The sequence below is a fragment of the Micromonospora sp. LH3U1 genome, assembly GCF_028475105.1.
In the GTDB taxonomy this organism is placed as follows: Bacteria; Actinomycetota; Actinomycetes; order Mycobacteriales; family Micromonosporaceae; genus Micromonospora.
In genome coordinates, this window is sequence record NZ_CP116936.1 from 1,527,380 (window position 1) to 1,546,470 (window position 19,091).

14 protein-coding genes are annotated in these 19,091 nt (G+C 72.2%); 7 read left to right on the forward strand and 7 right to left on the reverse strand.

The window, feature by feature from the left end; all coding sequences use genetic code 11:
* Nucleotides 1–69: 69 nt before the first annotated feature.
* Nucleotides 70–666 (reverse strand): PadR family transcriptional regulator, encoded by a 597-nt coding sequence (locus PCA76_RS07125; protein ID WP_272616184.1) that lies wholly within the window; start codon nucleotides 664–666, stop codon nucleotides 70–72.
* A 112-nt stretch (nucleotides 667–778) separates the two neighbouring features.
* Between PCA76_RS07125 and PCA76_RS07130 the strand changes: the two genes are divergently transcribed.
* The gene (locus tag PCA76_RS07130; protein ID WP_272616186.1) at nucleotides 779–2,002 is read left to right on the forward strand and encodes an MFS transporter; all 1,224 of its coding nucleotides are present in this window, start codon (nucleotides 779–781) and stop codon (nucleotides 2,000–2,002) included.
* Between the two features lie 57 nt (nucleotides 2,003–2,059).
* Nucleotides 2,060–2,899, forward strand: coding sequence for a GNAT family N-acetyltransferase (locus tag PCA76_RS07135; RefSeq protein ID WP_272616187.1), 840 nt, complete (start codon nucleotides 2,060–2,062; stop codon nucleotides 2,897–2,899).
* Nucleotides 2,900–3,134: 235 nt separating this feature from the next.
* On the opposite strand, the gene PCA76_RS07140 is transcribed toward PCA76_RS07135, so the two are convergent.
* Together PCA76_RS07140 and PCA76_RS07145 are read right to left on the reverse strand one after the other, a co-directional pair.
* On the reverse strand, nucleotides 3,135–4,160 hold the full coding sequence (locus tag PCA76_RS07140) for an IS30 family transposase (RefSeq protein WP_272611387.1): 1,026 nt from the start codon (nucleotides 4,158–4,160) through the stop codon (nucleotides 3,135–3,137).
* A 189-nt stretch (nucleotides 4,161–4,349) separates the two neighbouring features.
* Nucleotides 4,350–4,904, reverse strand: a complete 555-nt coding sequence (locus PCA76_RS07145; RefSeq protein WP_272616189.1) for a hypothetical protein — start codon at nucleotides 4,902–4,904, stop codon at nucleotides 4,350–4,352.
* Nucleotides 4,905–6,237: 1,333 nt separating this feature from the next.
* On the opposite strand from PCA76_RS07145, the gene PCA76_RS07150 reads away from it, so the two are divergent.
* Complete coding sequence (locus tag PCA76_RS07150; RefSeq protein ID WP_272616191.1) at nucleotides 6,238–9,753, forward strand: ABC transporter ATP-binding protein/permease; 3,516 nt, start codon at nucleotides 6,238–6,240, stop codon at nucleotides 9,751–9,753.
* Nucleotides 9,754–9,814: 61 nt separating this feature from the next.
* Here the strand turns inward: PCA76_RS07150 and PCA76_RS07155 are convergent, their stop codons facing one another.
* The 4 genes from PCA76_RS07155 to PCA76_RS07170 form a co-directional block, all read right to left on the reverse strand.
* The gene (locus PCA76_RS07155; RefSeq protein ID WP_272616192.1) at nucleotides 9,815–10,879 is read right to left on the reverse strand and encodes an NADH:flavin oxidoreductase/NADH oxidase; all 1,065 of its coding nucleotides are present in this window, start codon (nucleotides 10,877–10,879) and stop codon (nucleotides 9,815–9,817) included.
* A 68-nt stretch (nucleotides 10,880–10,947) separates the two neighbouring features.
* Nucleotides 10,948–12,252 (reverse strand): dicarboxylate/amino acid:cation symporter, encoded by a 1,305-nt coding sequence (locus PCA76_RS07160; RefSeq protein ID WP_272619222.1) that lies wholly within the window; start codon nucleotides 12,250–12,252, stop codon nucleotides 10,948–10,950.
* A gap of 271 nt (nucleotides 12,253–12,523) precedes the next feature.
* Nucleotides 12,524–13,117, reverse strand: coding sequence for a DUF998 domain-containing protein (locus tag PCA76_RS07165; protein WP_272616193.1), 594 nt, complete (start codon nucleotides 13,115–13,117; stop codon nucleotides 12,524–12,526).
* A complete protein-coding gene (locus PCA76_RS07170) occupies nucleotides 13,110–14,075 on the reverse strand; it encodes a glutathione S-transferase family protein (protein ID WP_272616195.1) in 966 nt (321 codons plus the stop codon). The genes PCA76_RS07165 and PCA76_RS07170 overlap by 8 nt, the downstream gene beginning before the upstream one ends.
* Nucleotides 14,076–14,181: 106 nt before the next feature.
* On the opposite strand from PCA76_RS07170, the gene pcaF reads away from it, so the two are divergent.
* The 4 genes from pcaF (at nucleotide 14,182) to PCA76_RS07190 (ending at nucleotide 19,026) form a co-directional block, all read left to right on the forward strand.
* Nucleotides 14,182–15,387: a 3-oxoadipyl-CoA thiolase gene (gene pcaF / locus PCA76_RS07175; protein ID WP_272616196.1), complete on the forward strand. Its 1,206-nt coding sequence runs from the start codon at nucleotides 14,182–14,184 to the stop codon at nucleotides 15,385–15,387.
* A gap of 159 nt (nucleotides 15,388–15,546) precedes the next feature.
* Nucleotides 15,547–16,359, forward strand: a complete 813-nt coding sequence (locus PCA76_RS07180; RefSeq protein ID WP_272616197.1) for an SAM-dependent methyltransferase — start codon at nucleotides 15,547–15,549, stop codon at nucleotides 16,357–16,359.
* Between the two features lie 4 nt (nucleotides 16,360–16,363).
* Complete coding sequence (locus PCA76_RS07185; RefSeq protein ID WP_272616198.1) at nucleotides 16,364–18,529, forward strand: putative bifunctional diguanylate cyclase/phosphodiesterase; 2,166 nt, start codon at nucleotides 16,364–16,366, stop codon at nucleotides 18,527–18,529.
* Nucleotides 18,526–19,026 (forward strand): DUF456 domain-containing protein, encoded by a 501-nt coding sequence (locus PCA76_RS07190; RefSeq protein WP_272616200.1) that lies wholly within the window; start codon nucleotides 18,526–18,528, stop codon nucleotides 19,024–19,026. Before PCA76_RS07185 ends, PCA76_RS07190 begins: the two co-directional genes overlap by 4 nt.
* Nucleotides 19,027–19,091 lie beyond the last annotated feature (65 nt).

A 19,091-nucleotide genomic window follows, 5' to 3' on the forward strand; every position in this document is an offset into this window, starting at 1 on the left:
GCCGCTTTTGTGGTGTCCCGGCCCGTCGGTGTCGGCGGGCCGGGTGTGGTGCTGAGGTGCGGCCCGGCGTCACTCGGATTCGGCGAGGATCGCGTACAGCTTGCGTCGGGTCTCGTCGAGCACCTGGGCGGCGCGCTCGCGCTGGTCGTCGGTGCCGTTCATCATCACCTGGCGCAGGGCGTTCATCGCCTGCGCGCCGGAGTCACGGATGTCGTGCCAGCTGCTCACCGTGCCCTGGGCGACGTCCGCCCAGGGCGGGGTCTGCGCGGCCTCGGTGGCCTCCGCCTGACCTGCCTCGGTGACCGTGAACCGCTTTCGCCCGCCGCCGGACTCCTCCGTGCTGGCGACGATCACGCCCTCGTCCTCCAGTAGTTGGAGGGTGGGGTAGATCGAGCCCGGGCTCGGCCGCCACGCACCGCCGGTGCGGGAGTCGATCTCCTGGATCATCTCGTAGCCGTGCATCGGCCGCTCGGTGAGCAGGGCCAGCACGGCACCCCGGACGTTGGGGCGTCGGCCCCGACCCCGTCCACGGCCTCGACCGCCCCAGGGGCCGCCGTGTCCGTGCTCGTGGCCATGGCCGCCATGCGGACCGGGCGGGACCGGCGGGAAGCCGAACCCACGCATCCGGGCCTCGTGCATCGGGTGGTGCTGTCGGTGGAACCTCATCGGGTTCTTCCTCTCTTCGTACTGTCGCTGATGCATCAACGATATATCGGCAATGCATCGCCGACAACCTCTTCTTTGCAAACCGTACGTACGTCTTGCTAGAGTGCCGATCATGCGCCTGCTTCCTCCGCCGGGCCCGGCCCGGGTCCTCACCCTCGGCACCCTGGTCAAAACCGTCGGGCGTGGGCTGTGGCTCGTCGCCAGCGCGCTCTTCCTCACCCGATCGGTCGGCCTGTCGGCGACCCAGGTGGGCATCGGGCTGACCATCTCGGCGCTGGTCGGTGTACTGGCCAGCACACCGAGCGGCTACCTGGCCGACCGCGTCGGCCCACGGGGTGTGCAGGTCGGCGCGCTGTTCGCCGCCGGGATGTTGACCACCGGCCTGATCGCCGTCCGGTCATTCCCCATGTTCGTGCTGGTGGGAGCCGCCACGGCACTCGCCGACGCGATCGAGCGCGGCGCCCGGGGCGCGCTGATCGCCGGAGCGATCCCCGCCGACCAGCGGGTACGCACCCGCGCCTACCTCCGGGCCACCACCAACGTCGGGATCTCCATCGGCGCCGTCCTCGGCGGATTCGCCATCGCCGCCGACACCCGCACCGGATACGTCGCGCTGATCCTGACCGCGGCGGCGGCGTCAATGGCCGCAGCGGCGGTCTTCCTCCGACTGCCCGCCGTCGCCCCGGTCGCCGCCCCGACGCACGGCCCCCGGCTGATCGCCCTGCGGGACCGCCCCTTCCTCGCCTTCACCCTGGTCGACGGGCTGATGTCCATGCACTTCAGCCTGCTCACCATCGCCCTGCCGCTGTGGATCGCCGGGCACACCCGGGCACCCGTCTGGATGATCTCCGCGTTGACGCTGGTCAACACCGTGCTGGTGGTGCTCCTCCAGGTACGCGTCGCGGGTAGCGCCGCCACCCTGCCCGGAGCCGCCCGCGCCGCCCGTCGAGCGGGCGTGGCCATCGCCCTTGCCTGCGTACTCTTCGCTGCCAGCGGTGCGCTGCCCACGGCCGGTGCCATCGGCCTGCTCGCCTGCGGGTCGCTCGCCCATGTGACCGGGGAACTGTGGCACTCCGCCGCCGGCTGGGGAATCTCCTTCGGGCTGGCGCCAGCGGACGCCCAGGGGCAGTACCAGGGGGCGTACGGCATGGGCTACGAACTGGGCAAGATGCTCGCGCCGGTAGTGGTCACCAGCCTCGCGCTCGGCTGGGGCGTACCGGGCTGGCTTGTGCTCGGTGCCCTGTTCCTCCTGCTCGGGGCCCTGGTGCCCCCGGTCGTCCGGTGGGCCGGGCGGACCCGGCCGATCAGCGAGCCCGCAGAGCCGGTGACCGTCTGAGAGCGGCCTCGTCACTCGACCGGCGGAGCGGGGGGTCGATCTGGCAGGCTGGTAGTCGTGCTGACGGTGCCGGTACGGCAACTGGGGGAATCGGAGCGCCGCGCGGTCGAGCGACTGCTCGACCATGACCCGTTCGCGGGCGCGCAGGTCGCCGAGCGCATCGCCGCGCGCGGACTCTCCTGGTGGAGGGCAGAGGGCAGGATCCTGGGGTACGGCGCACGGCGCAACCTGGAATCGCTCTGCTGGCTCGGCGGCAACCTGACCCCCGTGCTGGCCACCGACGCCGCGGTGGCCGCCTTCGCTGACCTGCTCGCCGGCGAGGAGCGGCTCTGCTCCTCCATCGTCGGCCGGGCCGATGCCGTCCTCGGGCTGTGGGACCGGCTCTCCGACACCTGGGGGCCAGCCCGAGACGTTCGCCCCAACCAGCCACTGCTCGCCGCCGACACCCTGCCCTCCGTACCGGCCGACCCGGAAGTCCGCCAGGTCCGCTCCGGCGAGGTCGACCGGCTCTTCCCGGCGGCGGTGGCCATGTACACCGAAGAGGTCGGCGTCTCCCCACTGGCCGAGGACGCCGGGCGCAGCTACCGCCGGCGGGTCAACGACCTGGTCCGAGCCGGTCGGGCGTACGCCCGCTTCGTCGACGGCAAGGTCGTGTTCAAGGCCGAGTTGGCCGTGGTGACCAAGCGGACAGCGCAGGTCCAGGGCGTCTGGGTGGCACCCGAGTGGCGAGGCCGAGGGATCGCCACCGCCGCCATGGCCGCCGTGGTCCGCGACGCGCTGCTGCGGGTCGCTCCCACGGTCAGCCTCTACGTCAACGACTTCAACCTCCCGGCCCGCCGGGTCTACGAACGCTGCGGCTTCCAGCCGATCGGCACCCTCGCCACGGTCCTCTTCTGACCGTTGGCTGCTGGGCTGCTGGGCTGCTGGGTTGCTGGGTTGCTGGGGCGCGCTGGGGCGCGCTGGGGCGCGCTGGGGCGCGCTGGGGCGAAGGCTGTTCGCTGCTGGGCGCGAGGTCTGCGTGCGGGTGGTCGCGGTGTAGTTGCCCGCTGCGGTGTGCTGGCTGCCGGCGCTGAACCCGGCCGCTTCGCTTCGGACCTGCAGATCTTGGACAGTTTCCGTTCGCGGGGCGGGCTCAACCGGTGGTTGCAACACTGAGTAGCTGGGTCATCTTCTCACCTGGGGTGGCCCAGCCTAGGGTCATGCGGGGGCGGTCGTTGAGTTCGTCGGCGACGTGGTCGAGGCCGGCTTGGTCGATGGTGGTGAAGTCGAATTGGCCTTTGGGGAAGTACTGGCGCAGCAGTCCGTTGGTGTTTTCGTTGCTGCCGCGTTGCCAGGGACTGTGTGGGTCGCAGAAGTAGACCGGGCAGTCGGTGGCGATGGTGAAGTCACGGTGTCGGGCCATCTCGACGCCCTGGTCCCAGGTTAGCGAGGCTCGTAACCGTTGCGGGAGCCAGGTCATCGCGGCGGCCAGCTGAGACACGACGTGTTCGGAGACCTTGCCCTCGGGCAGCCCGACCAGGATCACGAACCGGGTAGCGCGTTCCACCAACGTGGCGATCGCGGAACCACCGCACCCACCCCGACGGACTCCTTCGAGCAGGTCACCCTCCCAATGCCCCGGCACCGCCCGGTCGGCGACCTCGGCCGGCCGGTCAGCGATGCGCAGGTTCACCCAGGGCCGAGCCGAACGCACCGCCCCAGCGCTCGCTGCCCGACGGCGGCGAGCGGCGCGACCCGATCGCAACGCCACCTGCCGCGTCAACTCCGCGCGTAGATTGCCCCGCGCCTGCAGGTAGATCGCCTGGTAAATCGTCTCGTGCGACACCCACATCTCCGGCGTGTCCGGGAACTGCGCCCGCAGGCGGGCACTGATCTGCTGCGGCGAACGACGTCGCCGCAGCATATCCAGCACTATCTGACGCAACGGCCCGTCACCAGCCAACCGCGGCACCCGCCCGGAGCGGTTATGCCGCAGAAACGACGCCCACTGCGCCATCGACGGCTGATACCGCTGCCCGTAGCGCTCGAACCGGCCTACCTCCCGCGAGATCGTCGACACCGACCGCTCCAACCTGCGCGCGATCGACCGCAACGACTCATTCGCAGCCCGACCCAACCCGATCTGTTCCCGCTCCAGCGGGCTCAACCTCGACGCCATAACCACCCCAACGAAGATCACCGAAGGGTGTTGCAACCACCGGTTGAGCCCGCCCGGATAACGGAAACTGTCCAAGATCTGCAGGGTCGTCGCGACCTGCCAAGGAAACGCCGCTGGCCGGCACCCCGGGGTGGGGTGCCGGCCAGCGGTCGGTGTTCTGCGGTGCTGTTCTGCGGGTCGCGCGGTGGGTCAGCTGTTCCAGTGCTGGGCGACGAGGTCGGTGGCCTGCTGCTCCCACTGGGCGTAGGCGTCGGGGTAGGCGGAGACCTGGACGGTCTGCGCGGCCTGGGTCAGGGGCATGTCCTGCCACCCGTCGACCTGCTTGAGGCCCTTGAGGAATGCGGTGGTGGAGTAGGCGGGGTCGGTGATCTGTTCCGGGGTACCCCAACCGCTGGTCGGGCGCTGCTGGAACAGGCCCAACGAGTCGTGGTCGTTGGCGTCGCCGAGGTGGCCCAGGTTCTCCAACTTCGACTCCTGCAGACTCGTCGCGATGGAGATCACCGCGGCGCGCTCGGGCAGGCCGGCCTTCTTCGTGGCGGCGATGATCGCCTTGACGTTGGCGGTCTGCTCGTCGTTGAGGGTGATGCGGGACTGGTCGCCCTGAGGCGTGGCTGTCTGCACCGCGACCGCGACCGGCTTGGCGTCCGGGGTGGCGGCGTGGGCGGTGATCGGGCCGGCGAAGACACCGCCGGCGAACGCGAGACCAGCAACGGACAGCATGCTCTTACGAATGATCGTGTTCATGGGGGTTAGCTCCTTCGGGGGTAGGAACACCCGCCCGCCGATGGGGGTCGGTGGTGCGGGTGTGAGCACCTCGTCCGGCGCTGCACATACATGGGGGAAAGTCTTAAAGGTCGGTGCCTACGGGCCGGGGGTGGCGTGTGCCGCCGGTGGCGGTCTACGAGCGCGGGGCTCATGGCGCCGGGGCGGCGGCCTGGAGCGGTGGCTCATGGCGCCGGGGGTCGGCGGCCTACGGGCGGTGGCTCGTGGCGCCGGGTTCAGGTGTAACGACCGGGGGCCGGGGGTCATTCCGGGGGTGGCCCATCCATCGGCAGCCTCGTGGAGGCGGTGGCCGGGCGGTCGTGGGGACTGTAACGACCGGGCGGGGCCCGGCATTCCAACCCCGGGGGGATCGGCTTTCCAACCCCTGGGGGTGGGGTGGCGGGCCGGTGGTGCTGCGATCGTCAGAGTGTGTAACGACCCCCGGGCCGGCCATGATTCCGGCCCACGCGTGCGACCGGTCACAACCCAGGGGCAACGCAGACCGGACAAACCGCCCATGTGGCCCAACGAGCGCGCCCTCAGACCATCCAATCCGTCATGATCCACTCGACGTCCTTGATGTCGGGGTGTCCGGGGCTGCGCGATACCCCGACATCACCGAAACCGAGTTGATCACCGAACGCCGATCATGCTGCGGCGTAGCAAATGCGGACAAAAGCCCGATCGGGGCGTGCTGTCTCCGGCGTGGGTGATCCATCGCGGCTTGGACGATCGCCTTCTGGTCCGGCCGGGGGCGTCCCCGGGGCCGAGGGCATGACACGTGGCCGTGGCCGAGGGCGTGGCCGTGGCCGAGGGCGTGGCCGAGGGCGTGGCCGAGGGCGTGGCCAAGGGTGCGGGCGTGCGCGTGGCGTAGGGCGTGGGCGTGGCCGAGGGCGAAGGGTGCGGGCGTGGGCGTGCGCGTGGCGTAGGGCGTGGGCGTGGCCGAGGGCGAAGGGTGTGGGCGTGGGCGTGCGCGTGGCGTAGGGCGTGGGCGTGGCCGAGGGCGAAGGGTGCGGGCGTGCGCGTGGCGTAGGGCGTGGGCGTGGCCGAGGGCGAAGGGTGCGGGCGTGCGCGTGGCGTAGGGCGTGGGCGCGGGCTTGGGCTCGAAGGTTGAGGGGGCTGACGGCGTGGGTGAGGCGGCTGGCCGTCCAGCTCGATTGTTCGACCTAAGGGTGCGTCAGGGGGCGCTCGGCGTTGCGCGCTCGGGTTGTCAGACTTGGCTGACGCCCTGCTCAGGGCCGGGAAAATCGGTTGAGTTGACGGGTTGGCGCCGGCAGGCTGGGGTCTCCGCCACCCCACGTCCGGAGGACTTTCCATGCGCCTGCTCCGAGATCTGTGGGGCACCTCGACACGTCGTATGACGATCGTGGCCGTCCTGATCGTGCTCGGCGCAGCCGGTCAGGCGGGCGCGTCGGCGCTGGCCGGCGCGGTGCTGGTGCACCGCTCGGCCGGGTTCTTCGCTGTGCTGGCCGGGGCGCTGGTCGCCGTGGTCCTCACCGACCTCGCGGTGAGCCTGCTGATGGCTGGCCTGACCGCTGACTGGTCCGCCGACGTGCGCCGCCGGCTCTGCCAGGTGGCTTTCGGGCAGGACCTGCCCACCCTGGAGACCACTCCGGTGGGCGAGCTGCTCGACCGTATCGACGGGGATGTCTACCAGGTGGCGTCGGCGATCCGTAACCAGGGCACCCGGCTCGCCCAGGGCCTCTGCGTCGGCCTGTTGTCGATGGTCGTCGCGCTGGCCGTGTGGTGGCCGGCCGGGATCGCGATGCTGCTGCTCACGGTGGTGCTCGCGGTTGGACTGCGCCGGCCCACGGCGCGGATCGCCCCTGCTCGGATGGCTGAGGAGGAGGCGTGGTCCGACCTGGCCGCGGTGATGGAGGAGGCGGTGCACGGCCAGGACGACGTACGGACCAGCCTGGCTAGGCCGTACGTGTTGCGGCTGTACGCCCGGCGGGCCGCCGCCGTGCTGTCCCGGGGCAAGCGGGTCTGGGTGATGTCCGCCTGGGTGGCCACGGCCGCCACCGCGACGATCCGGGCTGGCATCGGCGTGGTGGTGCTCGGCGGGGCCTGGGCGTTCACCACCGACCGGGTCGACGCTGCTCGGCTCACCGCCATCTGGCTGCTCGCCCTGGCTTTCGGGGCCACCGCGGAACACGTCAGCCGGATGGTGCCGGAGATTCAGGAGGCCCTTGGCGCGTGGGCCCGGGTGCAGTTGCTCCATCAGGCCCGGCAGGAGCCCCTTGGCGGCGCCAGCCCGACCGAGGGTGACCTGCGCATCCGTGATCTGACGTTCGGGTACCAGGTGAGTGGCCCGGAGAGTGGCCGAGGTGCCGCGCTGCGCGGGCTCAGCCTCACCTTCACGCGCGGCCGCTCGTATGCGCTTATCGGGCGTACCGGTTCGGGTAAGTCGACTCTGGCGAAGGTGCTCACCAGGGCAGTCGACGTGCCGTCGGGAACGGTCTTCCTCGGCGGCACCGATCTGTGCGACCTCGACGTCGAGCAGCTGCGCCGCTGGGTGGCGTTGGTACCGCAGCGCACCGAGATCCTGGCCGGCACGCTCGCCGAGAACGTCGCGCTCTTCGACCCGGAGCTGCTCGACGCCGCAGCACAGGCGTTGAACGAGCTGGGCCTGGCCGGCTGGATCGCCGAGCTGCCGGAGGGGTTGGCGACCCGGCTGGGGGAGGGCGGGCACGTGCTCTCCGCCGGTCAGGAGCAGTTGGTGGCGTTCGCCCGGATCCTGGTCCGTGACCCGCATGTGGTGATCCTCGACGAGGCCACCGCGCGGCTGGACCCCGTCACCGAGGCACGGGTGCAGCGGGCCACCGAACGGCTGCTGCGCGACCGGATCGGGATCGTCATCGCGCACCGACTCTCCTCCGTGCGCCGCTGTGACGAGGTGGTGGTGCTGGCCGACGGCGCGGTGGTCGAGGCTGGCCCGCTGGAGACGTCGACGCGCTTCGCCGAACTGCTGGCGACGAGTCACGCCGCCGCGTACGCCGCGGCGGTGCCGGTTGGCCGCACCGGCGTCGGCACCGACCTGCTGGTCGGCCCCGACCCGGCCGACGCCTGGCCGACCGAGCCGGCGACCGCGCCGGTCGGGCTGGTCGGGTCGGTCGTGCCGACTCGTGCCGACCCGCCGCCACTGCCGCCCGTGCCGCCGGCCCGGACGCTGCGGGAGATCGTCCGACTCTGCACCAACGATCCCCGGTACGGGCTGGCCGCGATCGGGCTGTTCCTCGGGCTCAGCCTGCTGGGTCTGGACGGGCCGGTGCTGCCCTGGCTCTGGGCCGACCTGGTCGACGGGACGGGTAACCCGTACCTGCCGGCGGTGGGGATCGTGGCCGGGCTGCTGGTCACCCTGCCGCTGCCGTACTACACCCACGTCTGGTTCCCCCAGTGGTGGGTGCGGCAGATGCTGCGGATCGGCCTGCGCCTGGTGCACGGCCAGACCGGGCCGCGCCGGGTCAGCTCGCACACCCCGGCCGAGGTGGTGGCGCAGGGCGGCGACACCGAGCGGGTGGTCCAGCTCGCCGACAACGTGCTGGACCAGGCCGTGGCGCTGGTCCTGGTGGTCGCCATGACGGCGGTCACCGGCAGCGTCGTACCGGGGCTGTTCTTCCTCGGCACGATGGTGGTCTCCGGGCTGGCCGCGACGCTGTTCGGGCCGAAGCTCGAGCGTGCGGCCCGGGCGACGGTGGCGGCGCGGGCCGCCTTCGCAACGGCGCTGGTCTCCGCGCTCTCCGCAGCGCGGACGGTGAAGCTGGCCGGCGCGACCACGGCGGTGCTTCGCCACCTGGCGGCCCTGGACGTGCTGCGCAGCGACCGGCAGCGGCGGGAGATCTCGGTGCAGGTGTGGTCACGTTCCACGCCGTCGGTGGCCAGCGGGCTGTTGCCGATCGGCGCGTGGGCGCTCTACCTGAGTGGCGGACTCTCCGCCGGGGCGGTGCTGGTGGCCGTCTCGACCCTGGGCGCGGCCCGCTGGTTCGCCTGGACGACGGCGTCGTTGATCTCCCAGCTGCCCTCGGCGCGGGTCTGGACCCGACGCACGGTGGCGATGACCGGGGTGAACGCGTACTCCGCGGGGGTTTCGGCGGTCGACCTGGCCGCCGGGACGGCGCCCGCGCCGACGCCACCGCCCCGGCATGCGCTGCGCCGGCTGGAGTTGCGGGGCTTCGGGGTGGTGCACTCCGACGGTACGGTCGCCGTCCGGGATGTGGACCTGACCGTGCAGCGTGGGCAGTTGGTGCTGGTTGTCGGACCGGTGGGGTCGGGCAAGTCCTCGTTGCTGCGGGCGCTGGCCGGGATCGTGCACCACACCGGCGAGCTGGCCTGGAACGGCGACCCGGTCACCGAGCCGGAGCTGTTCCTGCGCCCCAACCAGGTCGGCTACGTCGGTCAGTTGCCTCGGGTGCTCTCCGGCACGGTGGCCGACAACATCGCACTCGGGCACCAGGTGGACGCGGCCGGGGCGGTCAGCACCGCTCAGCTCGACCATGACCTGGCCGCCGCTGGCGGTGGGCTGGGCCTGCTCATCGGGCACAAGGGCACCCGGCTCTCCGGCGGGCAGTTGCAGCGGTTGGCGTTGGCCCGGGCGCTGGCTCCGCGTACCGAATTGTTGGTCGCGGACGACGTGTCGTCGGCGCTGGACGTCACCACCGAGCTGGCGCTGTGGCAGGCGTTGCGCGGCCATGGGGTGACCGTGGTCGGCTCGACCGCGAAGCGCGCCGCGTTGGTCCGGGCCGACCACGTGGTGGTGCTGCTCGGCGGCACGGTGGCGGCCCAGGGCACCTGGCAGGACCTGGAGGGCGACTGGTCGCACCTGGCTGGTTGACGGTCGGGCGGCGGACGGTCGGGCGGCTGCACGGTGCGGCAGTCGCCCGACCGGCCCGGAATCAGGCGCGGGCGTACTGGGCGGGCCCGGTGTACGTGACGCCGAGCTTGGCGGCGGCCCGACGCGGCCAGTACGGGTCGCGCAGCAACTCCCGGCCGAGCAGCACCAGGTCGGCCTCGCCGCTGGCGATGATCTGCTCGGCGTGCTCGGGCTCGACGATCAGGCCCACCGCGCCGGTGGGTACGCCGGCCTCGCGGCGGATCTGGGCGGCCAGCGGCACCTGGTAGCCGGGGCCGAGCGGGACGCGCTGGTCCACGCTGACGCCGCCGGAGGAAGCGTCGACCAGGTCGACGCCCACGCCGGCCAGTTCGCCGGCGAGCACCACGCTGTCCTCGATCGTCCAGCCGCCCTCGACCCAGTCGGTGGCGGAGATCCGGGTCAGCACCGGGACGTTCTCACCGACCGCGGCGCGCACCGCGCGAGCCACCTCCAGGGTGAGCCGCATCCGGGCGGCCCGGTCGCCGCCGTAGGAGTCGGTGCGGTGGTTGGTCAGCGGGGAGAGGAACTCGTTGAGCAGGTAACCGTGGGCGGCGTGGATCTCCACGGCGGCGAAGCCGGCGGCCAGCGCACGTTCGGCGGCGGCCGCGAACGCGTCGACGACACCGGCGATACCGGCCTCGTCGAGGGTGGTCGGCGTCCGGTAGCCGGCGGTGAACGGCTCCGCACCGGGGGCGACGGGCGTCCAGCCACCGTCGGCGTCCGGCACACCGCCGCGTTCCGATGCCCACGGCCGATAGGTGGAGGCCTTGAACCCGGCGTGCGCGAGCTGCACGGCCGGCACCGCGCCGTGGGCGGCGACGAACCCGGTCACCGGCCGCCACGCGTCGACGTGCGCGCCGGACCACAGCCCGGTGTCCTGCGGGCTGATCCGGCCCTCGGGCAGTACGGCGGTCGCCTCGGTCAGCACCAGACCGGCGCCGCCGACCGCGCGGGTGCCGAGGTGGATCAGGTGCCAGTCGGTGGGCAGACCGTCCGGGCCGGCCGAGTACTGGCACATCGGCGCCATGGCGATGCGGTTGGGCAGGTTGACCGCGCGTAGGGCCAGCGGTGTGAACAGGGAGCTCATGTGGTCATCCTCTCGGAAACGTCGACGGACCCCTCGGCGCGGGGTCCGTCGACGTCGATATGCCGGGGTCAGGCGGGGACGGGGCTCAGCTCGTCCTGCCGGTCGGGTCGGGCGAGCGGGGCCGGCTCCGGGTCGGTCAGATCGCGGCGGCCGGCGGACTCGTACGCGACCCGGTCGAGGGTGCCCTCGCGGGCGGCGACCACGGTCGGCACCAGTGCCTGCCCGGCAACGTTGGTGGCGGTGCGGATCATGTCCAGGATCGGGTCGATGGCCAGCAGCAGACCGGCGCCGGCCAGTGGCAGGCCCAGCGTGCTGAGGGTCAGGGTGAGCATCACGATCGCGCCGGTCAGGCCGGCGGTGGCCGCCGAACCGACCACCGAGACGAAGGCGATCAGCAGGTAGTCGGTGACGCCGAGCTGCACACCGAACACCTGGGCCACGAAGATCGCGGCGAGGGCCGGGTAGATCGCGGCGCAACCGTCCATCTTCGTGGTGGCGCCGAAGGGCACCGCGAACGAGGCGTACTCACGCGGCACGCCGAGCCGCTCGACGGAGCGCTGGGTCACCGGCATGGTGCCGACCGAGGAGCGGGACACGAAGGCCAGCTCGATCGCCGGCCAGGCGCCGGCGAAGAAGCGCAGCGGGTTGAGGCGGCCGGCGAGGATCAGCACCAGCGGGTAGACCACGAACAGCACGATGGCGCAGCCGACGTAGACGGCGGTGGTGAACTTGGCGAGGGGGGCCAGCAGGTCCCAGCCGTACGAGGCGACGGCGTTGCCGATCAGGCCGAGGGTGCCGATCGGGGCGAGGCGGATGACCCACCAGAGCGCCTTCTGGACGATCTCCAGCAGGGAGCGGTTCAGCGCCACGAACGGCTCGGCGGCGTCGCCGACCAGCAGGGCCGCGGCACCGACCACGAGCGCGAGGAAGACGATCTGAAGGACGTTGCCCTCGACGAACGCGCCGACCGGGTTGGTGGGCACGATGCCGGTGAGGAAGTCGGTCCAGGAGCCGGTGTTCTTCGGCGGCGCCGCGCCACCCAGGTCGAGGGTCACTCCCTTGCCCGGGTTGACGAGCAGGCCGAGGCCGATGCCGATGCTCACCGCGATCAGCGCGGTGATGCCGAACCACATCAGGGTCTTGAGCGCGAGCCGGGCCGCGTTGGCCACGCCGCGCAGGCTGACCACGCTGACCACGATGGCGGTGAAGACCAGCGGCGGCACGGCCAGCTTGAGTAGCTGGATGAAGAGGCCACCGACGGTGTGCAGGGTGCTGGTCAGCCAGCTCAGGTCGTTGGTGCGGGCCAGGAAGCCCAGCGCGACGCCGAGCACGAGGCCGAGCAGGATCTGCACGGAGAAGGGAATCTTGCGCAGGCTGAAGGGCATGAGTACGTGTCCAATTGTCTGGTCTGATCGGGGCAGGCGTAGGAACGCAGCTAGCCCGGACAGATGCCGCTGGCCTGCAGTCGGAGATCGACATACAGGCGGACGGTGAGGCCCCAGACATTGGTCATCGCCAGACGACGATACGCCGATTGCCGCGCTCTGGAAGGGGCGCTAGGCGTGACGCTCCTTACGTCCTAGCGGCGGGCCAGCGCCAGGGCAGTGGCGGTGGCCAGGCCCCACAGCACCGCGAGCACGAGGATCAGCCGCTCCAGCACACCCACCACCGCGCCCCGACCCACGATGAGCATGGCCAGCCCCACCGTGGCGCAGAGCGGCAGGGCCAGCGCGGCGGCCCCGCCGGCGAGCCGACGCACCGCCGGCCCGGCCGGCCCGGAAAGGCGAGCGCGACCATGGCGAGGACCACCGCCGCGGTCGCCGCGATGCTCGCGCCACCGTGCACCAGATCCGCCGTCGTGGCCCGCTCGAACGGCGGCAGCGGACAGCCGGCGGAGCAGGTCACCGCCCCGGACACCGCGGTGAACACGGCACCGGTGGCGAGCAGCGCCGGCGCTGCCGCCCACACCCCGGGAGGCAGCGCCGCGCCGACCAGCAGCAACGCGCCGGCCAGGGCGAGGACCCCGATCCGGTACGTCGCGGCGTGGCCACTGCCGGCGATGCCCGCCTCGCTCACGTACCCGGTGAGACCCGGACCCGGACCGGCGACCACGGCGACCGTCACCGCGACCGCACCGGCCAGCGCGCAGCCGGCCGCGGCGGACCCGGCGACCCGGCGGGCGACGTCCGAGCCAGCCCTCGGCGCGGTCGTCGTGCCGGGCCGACCCGGCTCAGCCACGGCCGTGTGGCGTGCTCCAGCCGGACTCGTCAGGCCCGAGCGGCACGATGCCGCTCGGGTTGATCTCCCGGTGGGTGCCGTAGTAGTGCCGCTTGATGTGGTCGAAGTCCACCGTCTCACCGAAGCCCGGGGTCTGGAACAGGTCCCGGGCGTACGCCCACAGCACCGGCATCTCGGTCAGCTTGTTGCGGTTGCACTTGAAGTGCCCGTGGTACGCGGCGTCGAAGCGGACCAGCGTGGTGAACAGCCGCACGTCGGCCTCGGTGATCGCGTCACCCATCAGGTAACGCTGCCCGGCCAGCCGCTCGGAGAGCGCATCCAGCCGGGCGAAGAGAGCCCGGAACGCCTCGTCGTACGCCTCCTGCGAGGTCGCGAACCCGCACCGGTAGACGCCGTTGTTGACGTCGGTGTGGATCTCGGCCATCAGCGTGTCCATCTCCGGGCGCAGCTGGACCGGGTACAGATCCGGCGCGTCGGGAGCGTGCAGCCGCCGCCACTCGGTGGAGAGGTCGAGGGTGAGCTGCGGGTAGTCGTTGGTGACGACCCGGCCGGTCAGGCTGTCGACCAGCGCCGGCACGGTCACCCGGCCGGTGTAGTCCGGGTCGGTGGCCACATATGCCTCGGAGAGGAAGCTGACGCCCAGGACCGGGTCGAAGCCGTCCGGGTCGAGGGCGAACGCCCAGCCCCGCTCGTCCCGGATCGGATCGACGGTGCCCAGCGAGATCGCGTCGTCCAGGCCGAGCAGGCCGCGCACGATTCTCGCCCGGTGCGCCCACGGGCAGGCGCGGCACCAGATGAGCCGGTACCGGCCGGCCTCCAGCGGCCAGCGGCCCTGCTCGTCGGGGCCGCCGCCGGGCAGGGCGGTCGAGTCCGGGGTGACCCGGCCGGTGAACCGGTTGGGCTGGCGGACGAACGCGCCACCGCCGCTGGTCTCTGCGCTGAACTGTGCCCGGGTCATGCCGTCAACCTATCCGCTGCGCGCGCGGATATCCTGGCGCCCAGAAGCCCACCTGACCACGGTGGGCGGCCCCACCCCCGCCGTCTGCACCCCCTAAGGACTCGCGATGACCGTGGCATACCTGGTGGCCGGTGTCCGTACCCCGATCGGCCGGTACGCGGGCGCGCTGGCCGGCGTCCGCCCCGACGACCTGGCCGCGCACGTGATCCGTGAGCTGGTCGCCCGTCACCCGTCGGTGGACTGGGCGCGGGTGGATGACGTGGTGCTCGGCTGCGCCAACCAGGCCGGCGAGGACAACCGCAACGTGGCCCGGATGGCGGCGTTGCTGGCCGGCCTGCCCGAGGAGGTGCCGGGCACCACGATCAACCGGCTCTGCGGCTCCGGGCTGGACGCCCTCGCCACCGCCGCCCGGTCCGTCGTGGCCGGGGACGCGGAGCTGGTGATCGCCGGCGGGGTCGAGAGCATGAGCAGGGCGCCGTTCGTCATGCCGAAGGCGACGTCGGCGTACTCCCGCTCGGCCGAGGTGTACGACACCACCCTGGGCTGGCGGCTGGTGAACCCGTTGATGCGGGACGGGTGGGGGGTCGACTCGATGCCGGAGACGGCGGAGAACGTGGCCGCCGAGTACGGCGTCAGCCGGGCCGATCAGGACGCCTTCGCGTACCGCTCACAGCAGCGCGCGGCCAAGGCGCAGGCCGACGGCCGGTTCGCCGAGGAGATCGTGGCGGTGTCCGTGCCGGCCGGCCGTCGAGAGACCCGACTTGTCGAGGTCGACGAGCACCCCCGGGAGACGTCGCTGGAGAAGTTGGCCGCGCTGCCCACCCCGTTCCGGGAGGGCGGCACGGTGACGGCCGGCAACTCCTCAGGCGTCAACGACGGCGCGGTCGCGCTGCTGGTGGCCAGCGAGGCGGCGGTGCAGCGGTACGGCCTGACCCCGCTGGCTCGTATCGGCGGTGCGGCGGCGGCCGGCGTGCCGCCCCGGATCATGGGGATCGGCCCGGTGCCGGCCACCCGCAAGTTGCTCGACCGGGTCGGCGTCGAGCTGGGCGCGGTCGACGTGGTGGAGCTGAACGAGGCGTTCGCCGCGCAGTCCGTGGCGGTGCTGCGTGAGCTGGGACTGCCCGTGGACGCCGAACACGTCAACCCGAACGGCGGTGCCATCGCGCTGGGGCACCCGCTCGGCGCCAGCGGCGCGCGGCTGGCGCTGACCGCCGCCCTGGAATTGCGCCGTCGCGGAGGCCGCAGGGCTCTGGCCACCATGTGCATCGGCGTCGGTCAGGGCATCTCGCTCCTGTTGGAGTCGACCGACTGAGCGCGGAAAGAGCCTGAACGAGTCTCCCGACTCTGGAGTCGGCCGCCTAGAGTGGTCCACACCACACGACCCGCGGGTCGACCGGTGCTCGCGCGTGCCCGGGTACGCGGCGGCGTCGGTGCCGTCCCGCGCCGCGGCGATGAACTGGGGAGCACGCTGATGCCGGACGGACTGCCGACCGAGATCGATCTGACCAGGCCGAGCGCGGCCCGGGTGTACGACTACTTCCTGGGCGGGGCGCACAACTTCGAGATCGACCGGCAGTTGGCTGAGCAGATCGCCAGCATGACCCCGAATCTCGCCGCCACCATGCGTTCCGGCCGGGAGTTCCTGCGTCGGGCCGTCCGGGTGCTGCTCGACGCCGGCGTCGACCAGTTCCTCGACATCGGCTCCGGAATTCCCACCGTGGGCAACGTTCACGAGGTGGCGCAAGGGCTGAACCCCAAGGCCCGGGTGGTGTACGTCGACATCGACCCGGTGGCGGTCGCGCACAGCCGGGAGTTGCTCGCCGGCAACGAGTTGACCGGAGTCATCCACGCTGACCTGCGCGAGCCGGATCGGATCCTCGCCGAGACCCGGCAGCTCGGGCTGATCGACTTCAGTCGGCCGGTGGGCATCCTGCTGGCCGGGGTGGTGCACTTCATCCCCGACGGCGACCGGCCTGAGGAGATCCTGGCCACCCTGCGGGCCGCCGCCGCTCCGGGCAGCTTCCTGGTCGTCTCGCACTCCACCTTCGAGGACCAGCCACAGGAGATGCTGGACGCCCAGCGGCTCTCCGCACGGACGGACACCGAGATCACCCTGCGCTCCCGCGCGCAGGTCACCGGTTTCTTCGGCGATTGGACGGTCCTCGAACCGGGCGTGGTGCACATGCCGCTGTGGCGCCCGGACTCGCCGTCCGATGTGGACGAGCACCCGGAGCGGTTCGGCGCTTTCGGGGGCGTCGCCCGGTACGACCAGCCCGCCGGCTGATCCCGTGGCCGCCGTCCCGGACCCCGCCGGGGTCGACGCCGGCCGGGCCGACGCCCAGGGGTACGCCGCCGACTGGGCGCGCGCGGTACGCCGCCTCGGGTTCGTGCCGTTCAGCGCGGCCGAGACCGAGCGGCTGCTGCTGGTGCACACGATCCGGCTGGCGCAGGCGGTGCGGGCGGAGCCATTCACCGCCGGCCCTGCCGAGGAGGTCGGGCGGGCGCTGGTGGAGGCGCACCTCACCGAGCCGCAGACCCTGGACTGGACGCTGCACGCCCTCGGTGCGGCCTTCCCGCGCCAGGTGCTGGGCGTCGGTGACCGACCGCCGGACCTCGCCGACCGGATCGCGTCGGTGCAGGGCGGGCTGGCCGCCGGGTTCGCCCGCGCGCTGCGCGACCGCACCTTCAGCCAGCAGGAGCGAATCGCCCGCTCGGCCTGGCAGGCGCGCGACGAGGTCGAACAGGCGCTGCGCAACAGCGAGGCCCGGTTCCGGGCGGTCTTCACCGGCGCCGCGATCGGGATCGGCATCGCCGGCGTGGATGGTCGGATCATCGATGTCAACCAGGCGTTCGCCGACATGCTCGGCTACTCGATCGAGGAGTTGCGCGGGACCAACGTGGCGGCGCTGTTCCACGCCGACGACGCCGCCGGGATGTGGGAGCTCTACCGGGAGTTGACCGAGGGCAAGCAGGACGCGGCCCGGGTGGAGAAGCGTTACCACCGCAAGGACGGCAGTGTGGTCTGGACGGATCTGGCCGTCTCGCTGATCCGACAGGACGGCCGGCCTCGATTCACCGTCGCGATGATCGAGGACATCACCCAGCGGTACGAACTCCAGCAGCGGCTGCGATTCCAGGCGCTGCACGACCCGCTGACCGGTCTGCCCAACCGGACGTTGTTCTTCGAGACGCTGGGCCGGGTCCTCGACACGGCGGGCGCCGGGCAGCGGGTCGGGGTGTGCTTCCTCGACCTGGACGGCTTCAAGGCGATCAACGACAGCCTCGGCCACGACCTCGGTGACCGACTGCTGGTGATGATCGCCCGGAGGCTGGCCGCGTGCGTGGCCGACCGAGGCCACCTGGTCGCCCGGATGGGCGGCGACGAGTTCGTGATCCTCGTCGACGAAGGAGACGACATCGACGACGCGGTGGCCGTCGCGGAGGCCGCGCTGGCCGCCGTCGCCGCCCCGGTGCACGTCGGCAACCACCAGTTGGCCGTCTCGGCCAGTGTGGGCATCGTGCAGTGCCCGGCCGCGGAGACCACCGCGTCCGAGCTGATGAAGGCCGCGGACACCACGCTCTACTGGGCCAAGGGGGCGGGCCGGGGCCGGTGGGCGGTGTACGACCCGGAGCGCAGCGCCCGGGACATCGCCCGGTCGGCGCTGGTCGCCGGGCTGCCGGCCGCGCTGGACCGGGGTGAGTTCGTGCTGCACTACCAGCCGATCGTGTCGCTGCTGGAGGGCAGCATGCTCGCGGTGGAGGCGTTGGTCCGGTGGGAGCACCCGGAGCTGGGCCTGATCGGGCCGGACCGGTTCATCGGCCTGGCCGAGGAGACCGGTCTGATCGTCCAGCTCGGCGAGTGGGTGCTACGACGGGCCTGCCACGACGCCGAGCAGTGGCGGCGGGAGTTCCCCGAGGCCAAGCTGGTGGTCAGCGTCAACCTGGCCGCGCGGCAGGCCGACGACCCGGCAATCGTGGACACCGTGGCCGACGCACTGCTCACGACCGGGCTGCCGGCGGAGCTGCTTCAGCTGGAGCTGACCGAGAGCGCCGTGATGGGCAGCGCCGGTGAGCCCCTGCGCAGCCTGCACCGACTCGCCGCGCTCGGCGTCCGGTTGGCCGTGGACGATTTCGGCACCGGGTATTCGAACCTGGCGTACCTGCGGCGGCTGCCGATCCACTGCCTGAAGCTCGCCGGCCCGTTCGTCGAGGGCATCCGCGCCGACGGGTCCGACGTCGAGGCCGACCACCGCGACGAACGAATCGTCGACGCGTTGGTGCGGTTGGCGCACGCCCTGGAGTTGTGGGTCACCGCCGAGGCGGTCGAGACCGGGGTGCAGGCGGAACGGCTGCGGGCGCTGCGCTGCGACACGGGTCAGGGGCGATACTTCGGCGCCCCCGCCCCGGCCGAGACGATCACCGCGCGGCTGCGCGGCAGAGAGGTGACGCAGTGAGCGTGACGGACGCCTCGGCGGTGGTCACCGTGCTCGCCGGACTGGCCATCCTGGCCGGGTTGGCCGGCGTGGTGGTGCCCGGCTTGCCGGCGCTGCCGCTGTGCTGGGGTGGGGTGCTGATCTGGGCGATCTTCGGCGGTGCCGGCATGGGTGGCTGGGCAGTGTTCGCCGCTGCCACATTGGTCGCCGCGAGCGGCACCGTGATCAAGTACGCGTGGCCGGGGCGGAACCTGAAACGCACCGGCGTGCCGACGTCCACGCTGCTCGCCGGTGGGGTGCTCGGCATCGTCGGGTTCTTCGTGGTGCCGGTGGTCGGTCTGGTGCTCGGCTTCGTCGCGGGGGTGTGGGCGGCGGAGCGTCTGCGGCTCGGCGACTCCAGACTGGCCTGGCCGTCCACCAAGCAGGCGGTCAAGGCCGCTGGTCTGTCGATGCTGGTCGAGTTCGCCGGCTGCGTGGTTATCGCCGCGCTCTGGCTGGCTGGCCTGGTACTGACGTGACCCGCTGCCCTCGGTCGGACGAGTTCGGGGCGGTACGGCGGAGCCGAAACGGCTAAGGTCGCTCC

What these genes read in the sequence shown, in the direction of transcription:
- PCA76_RS07125 (WP_272616184.1), bottom strand. Translation starts at nt 666, where the DNA reads ATGAGGTTCCACCGACAGCACCACCCGATGCACGAGGCCCGGATGCGT.
- PCA76_RS07140 (WP_272611387.1), bottom strand. Translation starts at nt 4,160, where the DNA reads ATGGCGTCGAGGTTGAGCCCGCTGGAGCGGGAACAGATCGGGTTGGGT.
- PCA76_RS07180 (WP_272616197.1), top strand. Translation starts at nt 15,547, where the DNA reads ATGCCGGACGGACTGCCGACCGAGATCGATCTGACCAGGCCGAGCGCG.
- PCA76_RS07170 (WP_272616195.1), bottom strand. Translation starts at nt 14,075, where the DNA reads ATGACCCGGGCACAGTTCAGCGCAGAGACCAGCGGCGGTGGCGCGTTC.
- pcaF (WP_272616196.1), top strand. Translation starts at nt 14,182, where the DNA reads ATGACCGTGGCATACCTGGTGGCCGGTGTCCGTACCCCGATCGGCCGG.
- PCA76_RS07145 (WP_272616189.1), bottom strand. Translation starts at nt 4,904, where the DNA reads ATGAACACGATCATTCGTAAGAGCATGCTGTCCGTTGCTGGTCTCGCG.
- PCA76_RS07155 (WP_272616192.1), bottom strand. Translation starts at nt 10,879, where the DNA reads ATGAGCTCCCTGTTCACACCGCTGGCCCTACGCGCGGTCAACCTGCCC.
- PCA76_RS07130 (WP_272616186.1), top strand. Translation starts at nt 779, where the DNA reads ATGCGCCTGCTTCCTCCGCCGGGCCCGGCCCGGGTCCTCACCCTCGGC.
- PCA76_RS07150 (WP_272616191.1), top strand. Translation starts at nt 6,238, where the DNA reads ATGCGCCTGCTCCGAGATCTGTGGGGCACCTCGACACGTCGTATGACG.